Source organism: Zhengella sedimenti (assembly GCF_046506625.1).
In the GTDB taxonomy this organism is placed as follows: Bacteria; Pseudomonadota; Alphaproteobacteria; order Rhizobiales; family Rhizobiaceae; genus Zhengella; species Zhengella sedimenti.
In genome coordinates this window covers 307301-319689 of record NZ_JBKFFP010000003.1, presented here as the reverse complement: position 1 = coordinate 319689, position 12389 = coordinate 307301, and the positions used below count along the sequence as shown (strand labels likewise).

At 65.0% G+C, this 12389-nt stretch carries 14 protein-coding genes; 9 read left to right on the top strand and 5 right to left on the bottom strand.

The features are described 5' to 3' along the window. Window positions 1-206: 206 nt before the first annotated feature. From ACLB6G_RS10890 to ACLB6G_RS10875, 4 genes are all read left to right on the top strand, one after another. On the top strand, window positions 207-521 hold the full coding sequence (locus ACLB6G_RS10890; protein ID WP_410356193.1) for an ArsR/SmtB family transcription factor: 315 nt from the start codon (window positions 207-209) through the stop codon (window positions 519-521). A gap of 97 nt (window positions 522-618) precedes the next feature. Next, window positions 619-831: a heavy-metal-associated domain-containing protein gene (locus tag ACLB6G_RS10885; RefSeq protein WP_410356192.1), complete on the top strand. Its 213-nt coding sequence runs from the start codon at window positions 619-621 to the stop codon at window positions 829-831. 4 nt (window positions 832-835) lie between these two features. Next, window positions 836-3058, top strand: a complete 2223-nt coding sequence (locus ACLB6G_RS10880; protein ID WP_410356191.1) for a heavy metal translocating P-type ATPase — start codon at window positions 836-838, stop codon at window positions 3056-3058. Continuing rightward, window positions 3055-3861: a TrmH family RNA methyltransferase gene (locus ACLB6G_RS10875; protein WP_410356190.1), complete on the top strand. Its 807-nt coding sequence runs from the start codon at window positions 3055-3057 to the stop codon at window positions 3859-3861. Before ACLB6G_RS10880 ends, ACLB6G_RS10875 begins: the two co-directional genes overlap by 4 nt. Window positions 3862-3887: 26 nt before the next feature. On the opposite strand, the gene ACLB6G_RS10870 is transcribed toward ACLB6G_RS10875, so the two are convergent. Together ACLB6G_RS10870 and ACLB6G_RS10865 are read right to left on the bottom strand one after the other, a co-directional pair. Beyond that, complete coding sequence (locus ACLB6G_RS10870) at window positions 3888-5156, bottom strand: coiled-coil domain-containing protein (RefSeq protein WP_410356189.1); 1269 nt, start codon at window positions 5154-5156, stop codon at window positions 3888-3890. Between the two features lie 173 nt (window positions 5157-5329). Continuing rightward, complete coding sequence (locus ACLB6G_RS10865; protein WP_410356426.1) at window positions 5330-5863, bottom strand: DUF1134 domain-containing protein; 534 nt, start codon at window positions 5861-5863, stop codon at window positions 5330-5332. Between the two features lie 362 nt (window positions 5864-6225). Here ACLB6G_RS10865 and chpT point away from each other — a divergent pair, with 362 nt between their 5' ends. Both chpT and ACLB6G_RS10855 read left to right on the top strand, forming a co-directional pair. Beyond that, window positions 6226-6855: a histidine phosphotransferase ChpT gene (gene chpT, locus ACLB6G_RS10860; protein ID WP_410356188.1), complete on the top strand. Its 630-nt coding sequence runs from the start codon at window positions 6226-6228 to the stop codon at window positions 6853-6855. A 120-nt stretch (window positions 6856-6975) separates the two neighbouring features. Beyond that, entirely contained in the window at window positions 6976-7377 is a 402-nt protein-coding gene (locus ACLB6G_RS10855; RefSeq protein ID WP_410356187.1) for a response regulator, read from the top strand. 190 nt (window positions 7378-7567) lie between these two features. Here the strand turns inward: ACLB6G_RS10855 and ctrA are convergent, their stop codons facing one another. Further along, window positions 7568-8263 carry a response regulator transcription factor CtrA gene (gene ctrA / locus ACLB6G_RS10850; RefSeq protein WP_410356186.1) on the bottom strand — a complete coding sequence of 232 codons (696 nt, stop codon included), beginning with the start codon at window positions 8261-8263 and terminating at the stop codon, window positions 7568-7570. Window positions 8264-8704: 441 nt separating this feature from the next. Between ctrA and ACLB6G_RS10845 the strand changes: the two genes are divergently transcribed. Both ACLB6G_RS10845 and ACLB6G_RS10840 read left to right on the top strand, forming a co-directional pair. Next, window positions 8705-9079 (top strand): flagellar export protein FliJ, encoded by a 375-nt coding sequence (locus ACLB6G_RS10845; RefSeq protein WP_410356185.1) that lies wholly within the window; start codon window positions 8705-8707, stop codon window positions 9077-9079. A gap of 119 nt (window positions 9080-9198) precedes the next feature. After that, the gene (locus ACLB6G_RS10840; protein ID WP_410356184.1) at window positions 9199-9630 is read left to right on the top strand and encodes a paraquat-inducible protein A; all 432 of its coding nucleotides are present in this window, start codon (window positions 9199-9201) and stop codon (window positions 9628-9630) included. 65 nt (window positions 9631-9695) lie between these two features. On the opposite strand, the gene sciP is transcribed toward ACLB6G_RS10840, so the two are convergent. Further along, window positions 9696-9971, bottom strand: coding sequence for a CtrA inhibitor SciP (gene sciP, locus ACLB6G_RS10835; protein ID WP_099306123.1), 276 nt, complete (start codon window positions 9969-9971; stop codon window positions 9696-9698). A gap of 238 nt (window positions 9972-10209) precedes the next feature. Between sciP and mnmA the strand changes: the two genes are divergently transcribed. Beyond that, the gene (mnmA, locus tag ACLB6G_RS10830) at window positions 10210-11385 is read left to right on the top strand and encodes a tRNA 2-thiouridine(34) synthase MnmA (RefSeq protein WP_410356425.1); all 1176 of its coding nucleotides are present in this window, start codon (window positions 10210-10212) and stop codon (window positions 11383-11385) included. Between the two features lie 46 nt (window positions 11386-11431). On the opposite strand, the gene ACLB6G_RS10825 is transcribed toward mnmA, so the two are convergent. Continuing rightward, window positions 11432-12385, bottom strand: coding sequence for a Gfo/Idh/MocA family protein (locus tag ACLB6G_RS10825; RefSeq protein ID WP_410356183.1), 954 nt, complete (start codon window positions 12383-12385; stop codon window positions 11432-11434). Window positions 12386-12389 lie beyond the last annotated feature (4 nt).

Sequence of the window (12389 nt, the reverse complement as noted above, 5' to 3'; positions counted from 1 at the left end):
TCGAAACACACTTAATGGTGTAAATTCAATAACTTGTAAAGACTGTTGCGAAACGCAAAACGTGTTGCTGTTTTTTCCCTTGCGGAAGCGCTCAGATCATGTTTCCTAATACGTGTGTGCGAACTGGAACCCTTGCCCCCGGGGTTCTGCAATGTCAACTTGCCTTTACAAAGGGTGGTACCGGGGCGATGTCACTACAAACTGTCATGAAACGTGCCGAGGAAACTGCGGCATACCTCACCGTGCTTGCCAACGCGAAGCGCATCGAGATCGTGTGCCTGCTGGACGGGACGGAATTCTCCGTCGGCGCCCTTGCGGACCGCGTCCATCTCAGCCAGTCGGCGCTCTCCCAGCATCTGGCCAAACTCCGGGCCCAAGGCCTGGTGGCCACGCGTCGCGATGGCCAGACGATCTACTACCGTCTTGCCTGCGGACTTGCGCCGCGCGTGCTGGGTTTGCTCGACGATGCAAGGCGCAGCGATTCCCGCGGGCACGGGACCGGACTTCACGCGGCGCACTGACATGCCGCCTGACCGGCCCGGCAAATTGCCGGGCCGGTCTTGACCTTCCAGTGACTGGAAGCGACATATGAGTCTCCTGAACTTCAGGAGACCCGAAATGCAGACCACACTCATCATAGAAGGCATGCATTGCGGCGGCTGCGTCAAGTCGGTCGCCAATGCCCTGTCCGCCCTTCCTCTCGTCTCGTCCGTGGACATCGACCTGGACACGGGCCAGGCCAGGATCAACCATGACGGCGCGGCGCCGGATGCCCTTGTCGGCGCGGTCGAGGATGCCGGTTTCGACGCCGCCCTGGCCACAGGCGCCTGACGCCATGACAAGCCAGCCGGATCACGCCGAATTCGACGTCACGGGCATGACATGCGCGGCCTGCGCGTCACGAATCGAGAAGGTGCTGGCCCGCGTGCCGGGCGTGCAAAGGGCGCAGGTCAACCTGGCGCTCGAACGCGCGGCAATCGACTTTGGCGCGGGAACAGACCGGCAGGGACTGGCCGATGCGATCCGCAGGGCCGGCTTCGGGGCGCAATTGCGCGTGTCCGATGCCGCACGCCAGCGCGAGGCCGACGAGGCACAGGCCGCGCGGCGCCGGGCCGAGGAACGCCAGACGCTTCTGCGGACACTCGTTTCGGCTGCCCTGTCCCTGCCGCTTGTGATTGCCATGGCGCCGGCCATGCTGGGCACGGGCGAGGCCATGATGGCGCCCTGGCTGCAGGCTGTGCTCGCGGCCGGTGTCATGCTGGTCTCAGGCACCCGCTTCTACGGCGAGGCATTTTCTGCCTTGCGCGGCGGCGGCGCCAACATGGCCGTTCTCGTCTCGATCGGCACCTCGGTCGCCTTTTTCTGGTCGCTTTGGCAGGTGATCGCCGGCCACGGTCACGGTCATCTCTATTTCGAGGCCGCGGCGGTCGTGCTCACGCTCGTCATGCTTGGAAAATACCTCGAAGCGCGCGCCCGGCAGGGAGCATCGGCAGCCCTTTCGGCGCTGGGCCGTCTTCAGCCACGCAGTGCCGAACGCATCGGCCCGGAGGGTCCGCAGACGGTACCGGCAGGCGATCTGGTTCCCGGAGACCGCGTTCTGGTCCGCCCGGGCCGGCAGGTTCCTTGCGACGGCATCGTCCGGACCGGCGAGACCGCGATCGACGAATCGCTGGTCACCGGCGAAAGCCTGCCCGTGGAGCGCCGCCCCGGCGATCCCGTGATCACCGGCACGGTGAACGGTTCCGGCGTCCTCGAGATCGAGGTGACGGCAGTCGGCGCCGACACCCGCCTTGCGCGCATGACAAGACTGGTCGAGGAAGCCCAGCGCGGAAACGCGCCCATCCAGCGGCTGGTCGACCGGATTTCCGCCATTTTCGTTCCCGTCATCCTGGTTGTCGCGGTCATCACCTTTCTCGGCTGGTGGCTGATCGGCGGCAGCGCCGAAAGCGGACTCTTGGCGGCGGTCTCCGTGCTCGTCATCGCCTGCCCCTGCGCGCTCGGCCTCGCCACCCCGACAGCGCTGGCCGCCGGAACCGGCGCCGCCGCAAGGGCCGGCATCCTGATCCGCGACATCGAGACGCTGGAAACCGCCGGCAGGATCGAGGCCATCGCCTTCGACAAGACCGGCACCCTGACCCTGGGCAAGCCGCGCGTCTCCGCTCTTCAGCCGGCCGATCCGGCCGCGACCGGGATCGCCGTCGCCGAATTGCTGACGCTGGCCGCGTCGCTGGAGGCCGCCAGCGAACATCCCCTGGCCGAAGCGCTCGTCGACAAGGCCAAGGCGGCCAATCTTGCATTGCGGCCGGCATCCTGCGTCACGGCCGTCCCCGGGCAAGGGCTGACCGGAACCGTAGACGGCCGCCTTGTCGCCGTCGGCAATGCCCGCCTCATGGCTGCGCAAGGCGTTGACGCCGCCCAGGCCGATGCGCTGCTTGAACGGCTCGCTGCCTCGGGCACGACCGCTGCGGTCGCCGTGGACGGCCGGTTGGCGGGTGCCATCGCCTTTTCAGATCAGCCGCGCGAGGAAGCCGCACAGGCCGTTGCCATGCTGCGGGCGAAAGGTCTCGACGCCGTGATGCTGACCGGAGACAACGAGGCCGCTGCTGACGCGATTGCCGCAAGGATCGGTGTAAGCCATGTGCGCGCCGGCCTGGCACCGGAAGAAAAGGTGGAGGCCGTGCGCGCCATGAAGGAGAGCGGGACCGGTGGGGTGGCCTTCGTCGGCGACGGCCTCAACGACGGTCCGGCGCTCGCCGCCGCGACGCTGGGCATCGCCTTGTCGTCCGGCACGGATGTGGCCCGCGAGGCCGCCGCCATCACGCTCATGCGCCCGGACCTGAGACTTGTGCCGGCCGCCCTGGAGATCGCGGCAAAGACGAAACGCACGATCACCCAGAACCTGGTCTGGGCCTTCATCTACAACGTGATCGGCATCCCCCTGGCAGCCCTTGGCGTCCTGTCCCCGGTCTTCGCGGGTGCGGCCATGGCCTTTTCCTCGGTCTCGGTGGTCACCAATTCGGCACTCCTGGCCCGCTGGAAGCCGAAGACCGGCCGATGACGCCCATCCGCATCGACACACCGGACGATCCGCGCATCGCGGCCTATCGCGACATCCGCGAGCGCGATCTGGCCGGACGGGAGGGTCTGTTCATCGCCGAGGGCAAGGTCGTCCTCAACGTGCTCTTCTCCGCCCGGCGCTTTCGTGCCCGCTCCGCGCTCATCCTGGAGAACCGCCTGCCGGGCATGTCCGCCACGCTTGCGCTCGCCGATGCGGACATGCCGGTCTACGTGACGGACCGCGCGGTCATGGACGCCATTGCCGGCTTTCCGGTCCACCGCGGAATCCTGGCGCTCGGCGAACGGCGCGACAGCGACGGACCCGGCGATATCCTTGCCCGGTCGGAAGATCCGTCGCTTGTCGTCGCTCTCGTCGGGATAGCCAACCACGACAACATGGGCGCCATCTTCCGCAATGCCGCCGCTTTCGGCGCTGCCGGGGTACTTCTCGACCGCGAATGCTGCGACCCGCTCTACCGCAAGGCCATCCGTGTCTCCGTGGGCGCCGCGTTGAAGGTGCCCTTCGCCCGTGCGGGCACAGCGGAGGAAATGACCGGCTGCCTTCAGGCGGCGGGATACCGTGTGCTTGCGCTTTCGCCTTCCGGGTCGACCCGCCTGCAGGACACGATCGCAGGCGAACGCATCGCCCTGCTGCTGGGAACGGAGGGCGAGGGCCTGCCGCCCTCGCTGATGGCGGGACTGGAAACCGTACGCATTCCGATGCGCCAGGACTTCGACAGCCTGAATGTCGCGACCGCGGGCGCCATCGCGCTCAGCCATTTCCATGCGCTCGCCGGTGCCTGATCTCGCCGGCCCGGCCCCACGGCGCGCTACTCCGCCTTTGCCGCCGCCGATTTCTGAAGGGCCCGGACCCGGTCTGCCAGGCTGACGACCTCGCCCGCACCGCCACCGGCAGCGCCGGCGCCCGCCTCCTCCAGGCTGCTGCGCCGCTTCAGCGCGGCATGGATGGGCGAATCCGGCCCTTCCATTTCCGCCGTCAGCCGCACCACCTCGGCCGTCAGGTCGTTGATCTGCTCGCGCAGGAGGGCATTTTGCCGCTTCTGCTCCTGCCAGTCGTCGCTCTTGGCGCGCTTGAACCCGGCGATCTGCTCGTCGAGCTTCTCGTTGATGGCGGTCGCTTCCGCCAGTTGCCTGCTCATCCGCTCGCGATCCTGGCCCAGCAGGCCGACAGCCTTCTCGACATCCGCGCCGGTACCGTTCTGAAGCAGCGCCGACATCTGCAGGCTCATGCCTGCCAGGTCGCCAGCCATCTGCGCCTTTTCCGCCTCCGCGCTCGCGGCATCCATTGTCGCCGTGTCGATCCGCTTTCGCCCGTCCCTCATGTCTTCGCGCAGCCGCGCGACGTCCTTCTCGCGACGGTCGAGCCGCTCCTCCAGATCCGCCAGCGTCGACATCAGGCGCTCGTTCTTGCGCTCCGCCAGTTCAAGCCGCTTCGCGATTTCCGCCATTTCGCGGCGCGCCGTCCGTGCTTCCTGTTCCCGTTCGCGGGCCGCGGCTTCGAGGTCGCGGCGCTGCGCGCGCAGGCCCTCGACGTCCCCTGACAGCCGTTCCACGTCGGCCTCCCGCGCAACCAGTTCCACCTGCCGCTCCGACGAGGTGACCGAAAGCTCTTCGGCATGTTCGCGCATGCGTTCGTATTCCAGTGCCTTGGCCTCCAGCCGGGCCTCGACCGCCCGCAGCGCCTCATCCGTGTTGTCGAGTTGCTCTTCCCGGGATGCCAGTTCGGAACGCAAGGCGGCGCCCTTCGCTTCCAGTTCACCGACCAGGGCCGTCCTTTCCTCCAGCTCATCGCCGAGGCGCCGGATCTCGTCGCGATAACGGCCGATATCGGCCAGGTGGAGGGCAGCCTTGTCCTTGAGTGCCTTGACGCTCATTTCGAGCCGCCGGGTCGACATGGCGAACTCGGCCCGCATCCGGTCCTTGTCCGCCTCGATTTCGTTGAGCGTCAGCGGAACCGACGCCTCGATCTTGCGGCGGGTCAGGAAGACAGCCCTGCGCCAGATGGCAGGGGCCACCATGAGCGCCAGGAATGCGGCGCAAAAGAAACCGAGAATGAAGAACAGTGCCGACTCGATCACGAAACACCCGCCAGATCACCCGAGACGGCCGCGCACATCCGGTCGCAGCCGCATTCAGGTTGCCACGAAGCCCTGTTCGAAATCCACTCGAAAACGGACAGGGAACGCCGGCAATTGTTTCCAGGGTTAAGGCCGGGCCGCCCGGCAACCGCGCGGCACTGGCATCCGCGGCGTCAGAACGGATTCCACGTCGGATTGCGGGTCATCTTCAGATAGCCCACATTCAGGCCGAGCCGCGCGCCTATTCCTGTCTTGATCGGAACGATGAGCTGGCTGTTGTTCTTCAGCACGTGGAAGCCGAGACCGGCCACAACATAGGCCGATCCGGATACGCCGAGGAAACGGCGGTAAAGCTGGTCGACCTGTTCAAGGTTGTAGACCAGCATCATCGTGCGCGATCCCTGGCCGCCGAAATCCCAGCCGATCGAAGGCCCTTGCCAGAACACCTTGTGGTCGCCGGCGTTCTTGGTGAAGAGCATCCCCTCGCCATAGGTCAGCCCGCCGACGATCGCCCCCGAACCTTCCTCGCCAAGCACGTAACCGTTCGGCAGGCCGTACTGGGAGAAGATGCGCTCGACAAGCGTCGCCAGTCCACCGGTCGTCGAACCGAAGAAACGGTGACCGGCGTCGACAATCTCCTGCGCTCCGTAGGTATCCGCTGCCCGGGCGGATTGCGGCACAGCGGCAAGGACCGCCAGCATCGTCATGCATGCGGCGGCGAGCCGGACGGCAAATGTCGTTTTCATGAAATCCCACATCTCGTACGTCTCCGTGCGGAGCGCATACTGCCTGACCCGTCTCCTGTCGAATGGCTTGTGGCTCTTTGATCGGCCGTTTCTGCCATCCGGGGGCACGGCGAACCATAGCGCCGCAACCCTTGTCGCATGATTAATACCAGCGACCGCGAAACTGGCAATCAAACATGGCCGGAGCATGGCGCGGGTCCGCGATCCTGCCCTCTTTCCTTGCCCGCGGCGGGGTCGCTGTGTATCGCTCTTGTCCAGCGGAACTGCTTTGATTCGCAGCCTGCGCGGCGGCGCCGGTGCATCGAACGGGAAGGGGTAAGGGCATGGCCGACATTTTCACGCTGTCTGCAACCGATCTCGCTGCGCTTCTGTGCAGCCGGGTCTGCCACGACATCATTTCGCCGGTGGGCGCCATCAACAACGGGCTGGAACTGCTCGACGAGGGCGGGGCCGACGAGGATGCGATGGCCCTGATCAGGGCATCGGCGCGCAATGCTTCGGCCCGTCTCCAGTTCGCCCGCATCGCCTTCGGCGCGGCCGGATCCGCCGGCATGCAGATTGACACCGGCGATGCCGAGGCCGTCGCCAAGGCCTTCATTGCAAACGAGAAGCCGGAACTGGAGTGGATCGGCGCGCGCGCGCTGCTGCCGAAAAACAAGGTGAAGCTGCTGCTGAACCTCATCCTGGTGGCCAATTCCACGATTCCGCGCGGCGGCAAGATCACGGTGCGCCTGGAAAACACCGACACCCAGCCCAAGTTCACGCTGACGTCCACCGGCAAGATGATCCGCGTTCCGCCGAAGTTCCTTGAACTCCACGGCGGAAACGTGCCGGAGGAGCCGGTCGACGCCCATTCGGTGCAGTCCTATTACACGCTCCTGCTGGCGCGCGAATCGCGCATGGCCATCGACATCCGTGCCAGCGGCGACGAGGTGGTCCTGACCGCATCCTGATCTTTTTTCGATACAATCGAAAATGGCGTACTTCATTTGGCGCTTGTTTACCTCTCTGCCCTAGCTTGGGAGACGGCAGGGAAAAAGGAAGACATAAGCAAGCCCCAGAGAGGCGCACCGATGAAGCGTTGCCTGATCGTCGATGATTCCGCAGTCATCCGAAAGGTTGCCAAGCGAATCCTGTCGTCCGAAACGCTTCGGGTCCTTGAAGCCGAAAGCGGTGCGATGGGCATTGCCATGTGCCGGTCGGAATTGCCGGAAATCATCATCCTGGACGGGACGCTGCCCGACTACACGCCGACCGAGTTCGTCACCACGCTGAAAAGCTGGGTGGAACCGGCGCACATGCCCATCATTCTCGTTCTCGTCCATGAGCTCGACATCGTGCCGATCATGCGCGCCAAGCGCGCCGGCGCCGCGGGCTACCTCCTCAAGCCGTTCGACAGGCAGTCGCTGACCACCCGCTTCCACGAGCAGGTCGAGAAGGCCGTCCAGGCGCGCCAGGCATCAAGGGCCGCCTGACAGACATCCCCCCGGCGCCGCCGCAAATCCATCCGGCAATGGTCTGGCGGGCGTCGCCTGTGTCGCGAACCCTATACCGCTTGGCGCCGCTGTTCACTTGCCCCGACCGAAAGCGGACAACGCAAAAGCCCGCCCATTCCGGTCAGGAAATGGCGGGCCTGAAATGCCGTGCGCGAATATGGGGCTGGTGTCAGGCGCTTTCGCGCATGTCGTCCGGTTCGCGCAGCACATAGCCGCGTCCCCAGACGGTCTCGATGTAATTCTGGCCACCGGACGCAGCATCGAGCTTCTTGCGCAGCTTGCAGATGAACACGTCGATGATCTTCAGTTCCGGCTCGTCCATGCCGCCATAGAGATGATTGAGGAACATCTCCTTGGTCAGCGTGGTGCCCTTGCGCAGGCTGAGCAGTTCGAGCATCTGGTATTCCTTGCCGGTCAGGTGCACCCGCTGGCCGCCGACCTCCACGGTCTTGGCATCCAGGTTGACCACCAGGTCGCCCGTGGTGATGACCGACTGCGCGTGACCCTTGGACCGGCGGACGATGGCATGGATGCGCGCGACCAGTTCGTCCTTGTGGAACGGCTTGGTCATGTAGTCGTCGGCACCGAATCCCAGGCCCCGAACCTTGTCCTCGATGCCGGCCATGCCGGAGAGGATCAGGATCGGCGTCTTCACCTTCGACAGGCGAAGCGTGCGCAGGACCTCGTATCCCGACATGTCCGGGAGGTTGAGATCCAGGAGGATGATGTCGTAATCGTAGAGTTTCCCGAGGTCGACCCCCTCTTCCCCGAGATCAGTCGTGTAGACATTGAAGCTCTCAGACTTGAGCATCAGTTCGATGCTCTGTGCTGTGGCGCTATCGTCTTCAATCAGCAGAACGCGCATTTCGATCCCCTTTTCCGCACCCGGTTCAGGCAATGGCGCCATTGACGAGCGGAACAGTCCTTGCCTGATCCGGAGGCTGGCATGAAATGGTTAACAAAATCCGAATCGGATTTGCAAGCACCCACTCCCCACCTCAGCTCCATGTCACAAACCATTGCAAATACAACATTTTCCAGAAATTTTCGCCGATCCGAAAGCGTTAACATATGCTGCCAACCGATTCAGATGACTCAAACTTGCCGGTCTTAACCAAGGTCGCGGATTTTTTTTACCGCGCCTTAAGTTCCACTTCCTATGATTAACGACGCCCGTAAACGAAAGGTTACCGGGACGACATCCGGGTCAGCCTTTCGGCCGCTCCGGAGCGGACCTTTCGCCTGCGGGCGTGTCAGTGCCGGCCGAAGTGAGGGGGCCGGGTGGTTTTGTTTGGAGTATCGAGTCATGAAATCACGCGATAACCTGGTTCGGCTGAAGCTATTTCAGGTCAATGAAAAACGGCGCCAGCTGGCGCAACTCGAGATGATGATTGCGGAATTCGACCGCAAGGCCGCCGAGCTGGAAGTCCAGATCGGTCACGAGGAGAAGAAGGCCGGCATCACCGACCAGGGTCACTTCGCCTATCCGACCTTCGCCAAGGCCGCCCGTCAGCGCCGCGAGAACCTGATGGCTTCCCAGGCCGACCTGAAGGCCCAGCGCGACGCGGCGGAAGCCGCCCTTGCGGAGGCCGAGGCCGAACTGGGCAAGGCCGAAATGCTCGAAAACCGCGATGTCCGTGGTCGTGAACCGGCAGCCGGCCGGCGTGCCATGATCGGCTGAAGCATCCGCGATACCCGAATCAGCGGAGGCCGCGTTTCCGGCGCGGCTTTCATTCTGTCCGGCGCCAAGGCACCTGCCGGACCATTCCAATCAAGGCGGAGCTCGGCTAAAGCGGTTGCATGCGCACCGCCCTTGCCCTCTGCCTGTTCGCCGCCTCCGCCAGCTTCGTGCTCGGCATCACCATGCCCCTGGTCGAGATCGAGCGCCTGCTCATCTTTTCCGACGAACCCTCCCTGGTCCAGATGGTGACCGGCCTGTGGCGGCAGGGCGACGTCGCGCTCGCGGTTCTCATCGCCGGCTTTTCCATCGTCACGCCATCGGCCAAGCTGTTGCTCCTGCACATCGCGGCAGCCAACGGTCCCGGCGCGCGTGCGCCGTCCTGGCTTCACGGCCTGTCGCGCTGGTCCATGCTCGATGTGGTTCTGGTGGCCCTCGTGGTCTTTGCCGCCAAGACATCAGGCCTTGCGACGGCGATGACCAAGCCGGGCCTTTGGTTCTTCGCCGCATCGGTCATCCTGACGGCGGCGGCGGCGCGCCTGGCGGATCGCTGACCCACTTGCGCGAAAGGCCGGCATCCTTGCGGAGCCGGCCCTTTGAAATGCCATCGTCTTCCGCGTCAGTGGCGGTATTGCTGAATGCGCGTCGTACGCAAGCCGGCAAGTCCGTGATCGTCGATGGACGCCTGCCAGGAGAGGAACTCCTCGACAGTCAGCCGGTAGCGGCTGCACGCCTCCTCGAGGCTCAGCAGACCGCCGCGGACCGCCGCGACGACTTCCGCCTTGCGACGGATCACCCACCGTCTCGTATTGGTCGGGGGAAGATCGGCGATCGTTAGGGGACTCCCGTCCGGGCCGATGACATACTTCACGCGTGGTCTCGCCAGATCGGTCATTGTACTCTCTACACAAACTCAAGGACCTTACCCGCACACACTAGCGCCGCACCTTTTAAGAAACGCCTAAACCCCCGGTAACGCTAAAGTAACCATGGTTAATGCCCGGAAAGCGCAGTGCACGGCATTTGACGGAACGCACCGTTCCTTCGGCCTGCAGCCTTGCCTCTCGCTCTTTCGCCTGGAGTGTCCTATATAGGGGCATGGCAATGGAAACCGGCCCTTGAAACCGGCGGAAATACACATGAACAGTCTTGATCTTCCCGGCCGCCCCGAGGACACCCGCGTGGTGGTCGCCATGTCCGGCGGTGTCGATTCCTCGGTCGTCGCGGGCATTCTTGCACGCGAAGGCTACGATGTCGTCGGCGTGACCTTGCAGCTTTACGACCACGGCGCTGCGACGCACCGGCCCGGCTCATGCTGCGCCGGTCAGGACATCGACGATGCCCGCCGCGTCTGTGAGCGCCTCGGCATTCCCCATTACGTGCTGGACTACGAGAAGCGCTTCCAGGAAGCCGTCATCAATCCCTTCGCCGAAAGCTACATGGCCGGCGAGACACCGGTTCCCTGCATCGCCTGCAACCAGACGGTCAAGTTCGATGACCTGCTGAAGACGGCCCGCGATCTGGGCGCCGCAGCGCTGGCGACGGGCCATTACATCCGCTCGCGCGCCAAAGGCGCCCACCGCGCCCTTTATCGTCCGGTCGATACCGACCGCGACCAGAGCTGGTTTCTCTTCGCCACCACGCAGGAGCAGGTGGACTACCTGCGCTTTCCGCTCGGCGGCCTGTCCAAGCCGCAGGTTCGCGAACTGGCCGAAGGCATGGGCCTCGATGTCGCCGGCAAGCAGGACAGCCAGGACATCTGCTTCGTGCCGCAGGGCAAGTATGCCGACATCATCGCGAAGCTGAAGCCGGAAGCCTCCGTGCCCGGTGATATCGTGCATATCGACGGCCGCGTGCTCGGCCAGCATGACGGCATCCTGCGCTTCACCATCGGCCAGCGCCGCGGCATCGGCGTTGCGGCCGGGGAACCGCTCTACGTCGTTCACATCGACCCCGCCCGCGCCCGCGTCATCGTCGGCCCGCGCGAGGCGCTGGAAACGCGCAAGCTCTGGCTGCGCGACATGAACTGGCTGGGCGACGGCCCGTTGGAGGACCTGCCAGCAGAGGGCATGGAACTCTTCGCGAAGGTACGCTCCACCCGCCCGCCCGCGCCGGCCCTGTTGCGTCTGGAAGGCGGAACGGCGACGGTGGAACTGCTCGACGGCGAGACGGGCGTCGCGCCGGGTCAGGCCTGCGTGCTCTATTCGGACCCCGGCAGCGAGGCCCGCGTCTGGGGCGGCGGCTTCATTGCCCGTTCCGAGCGCGAGAAGACCGCCGAGGCCATGCTGCGCCAGCTGGAGGCGGTTTAGGCCGCCGCACCATCCGCCGGAAACGACATCGCCACGGGTGACGCAGTCAGTCGTGGCTGACGGTCGCCGCCGTCAGGATCCTCAGGACGAGAATGGCCTCGTCGCCGCCCGTACGCGGTTCTTCGCGGGTCTCGATGCAGTGGATGAAGTGCTGCAGCTCCCGCGTCAGCGGCATGCCTTCCGACACCGGCTGATAGGACGGCTCGTTCGTGGTGAAGGCCCACTGGCCGGAATCCTGCCACACCGCGTGGCGGTAGATGGCGAGCTTGCGGTCCCAGGTCTCCACGTCGTCGAACACGGCCATGGCGCGCGTTCCCACCACGGTCAGCCGCCGCTCCCGATAGGGGTTGAGCCGCGAGGAGAAGAGATGGCTGCGCACCCCGCCGGGAAAGCGCATGTGCACATGCGCGAAATCGGAAAGGTGATCGAGGACGGCGGCGCCCTCGCCGCGCACTTCGAGCGGCGGCGCCCCGGTAACCGCGAGGATCATCGACAGGTCGTGCGGCGCCAGATCCCACAGCGCGTCATTCTCCGTATGGAACTTGCCGAGCCCCAGCCGGTGCGAATGGATGTATTTCACCTCGCCCAGGTCACCCTCGTCGATCAGCGACTTCAGCAACTCGAAGGCGGGATGGAAGCGCAGCACATGGCCCACCATGAAGACGCGTCCATGCGCCCGCGCGGCCGCGACCGCCCGTTCCGCATCCGGCACCGACAGGGCAATGGGCTTTTCCACCAGGACGTCCTTGCCGGATTCCACCGCCCGGATGGCCATCTCGGCATGGAATTGCGGCGGAAGCGCCATGACGACCGCGTCGATGTCCTCGCGCCCGAACAGGTCATCGGGCGCGATGGCCTCGACGTCGTTCTCGGCTGCGAATCCCTCGGCCCGGGCCGGGTTGGCATCGGACACGGCCTGCAGCGCACCGAGCCCTTTCAGGGTACGGATGTGATTGCTGCCCCAATATCCGCACCCGAGTACTGCTATGCGCGGCGCCATTCCT

What these genes read in the sequence shown, in the direction of transcription:
- ACLB6G_RS10880 (WP_410356191.1), top strand. Translation starts at nt 836, where the DNA reads ATGACAAGCCAGCCGGATCACGCCGAATTCGACGTCACGGGCATGACA.
- ACLB6G_RS10865 (WP_410356426.1), bottom strand. Translation starts at nt 5,863, where the DNA reads ATGACGATGCTGGCGGTCCTTGCCGCTGTGCCGCAATCCGCCCGGGCA.
- sciP (WP_099306123.1), bottom strand. Translation starts at nt 9,971, where the DNA reads ATGACCGATCTGGCGAGACCACGCGTGAAGTATGTCATCGGCCCGGAC.
- ACLB6G_RS10890 (WP_410356193.1), top strand. Translation starts at nt 207, where the DNA reads ATGAAACGTGCCGAGGAAACTGCGGCATACCTCACCGTGCTTGCCAAC.
- ACLB6G_RS10855 (WP_410356187.1), top strand. Translation starts at nt 6,976, where the DNA reads ATGAAGCGTTGCCTGATCGTCGATGATTCCGCAGTCATCCGAAAGGTT.
- ACLB6G_RS10885 (WP_410356192.1), top strand. Translation starts at nt 619, where the DNA reads ATGCAGACCACACTCATCATAGAAGGCATGCATTGCGGCGGCTGCGTC.
- chpT (WP_410356188.1), top strand. Translation starts at nt 6,226, where the DNA reads ATGGCCGACATTTTCACGCTGTCTGCAACCGATCTCGCTGCGCTTCTG.
- ctrA (WP_410356186.1), bottom strand. Translation starts at nt 8,263, where the DNA reads ATGCGCGTTCTGCTGATTGAAGACGATAGCGCCACAGCACAGAGCATC.
- ACLB6G_RS10840 (WP_410356184.1), top strand. Translation starts at nt 9,199, where the DNA reads ATGCGCACCGCCCTTGCCCTCTGCCTGTTCGCCGCCTCCGCCAGCTTC.
- ACLB6G_RS10875 (WP_410356190.1), top strand. Translation starts at nt 3,055, where the DNA reads ATGACGCCCATCCGCATCGACACACCGGACGATCCGCGCATCGCGGCC.
- ACLB6G_RS10845 (WP_410356185.1), top strand. Translation starts at nt 8,705, where the DNA reads ATGAAATCACGCGATAACCTGGTTCGGCTGAAGCTATTTCAGGTCAAT.
- ACLB6G_RS10825 (WP_410356183.1), bottom strand. Translation starts at nt 12,385, where the DNA reads ATGGCGCCGCGCATAGCAGTACTCGGGTGCGGATATTGGGGCAGCAAT.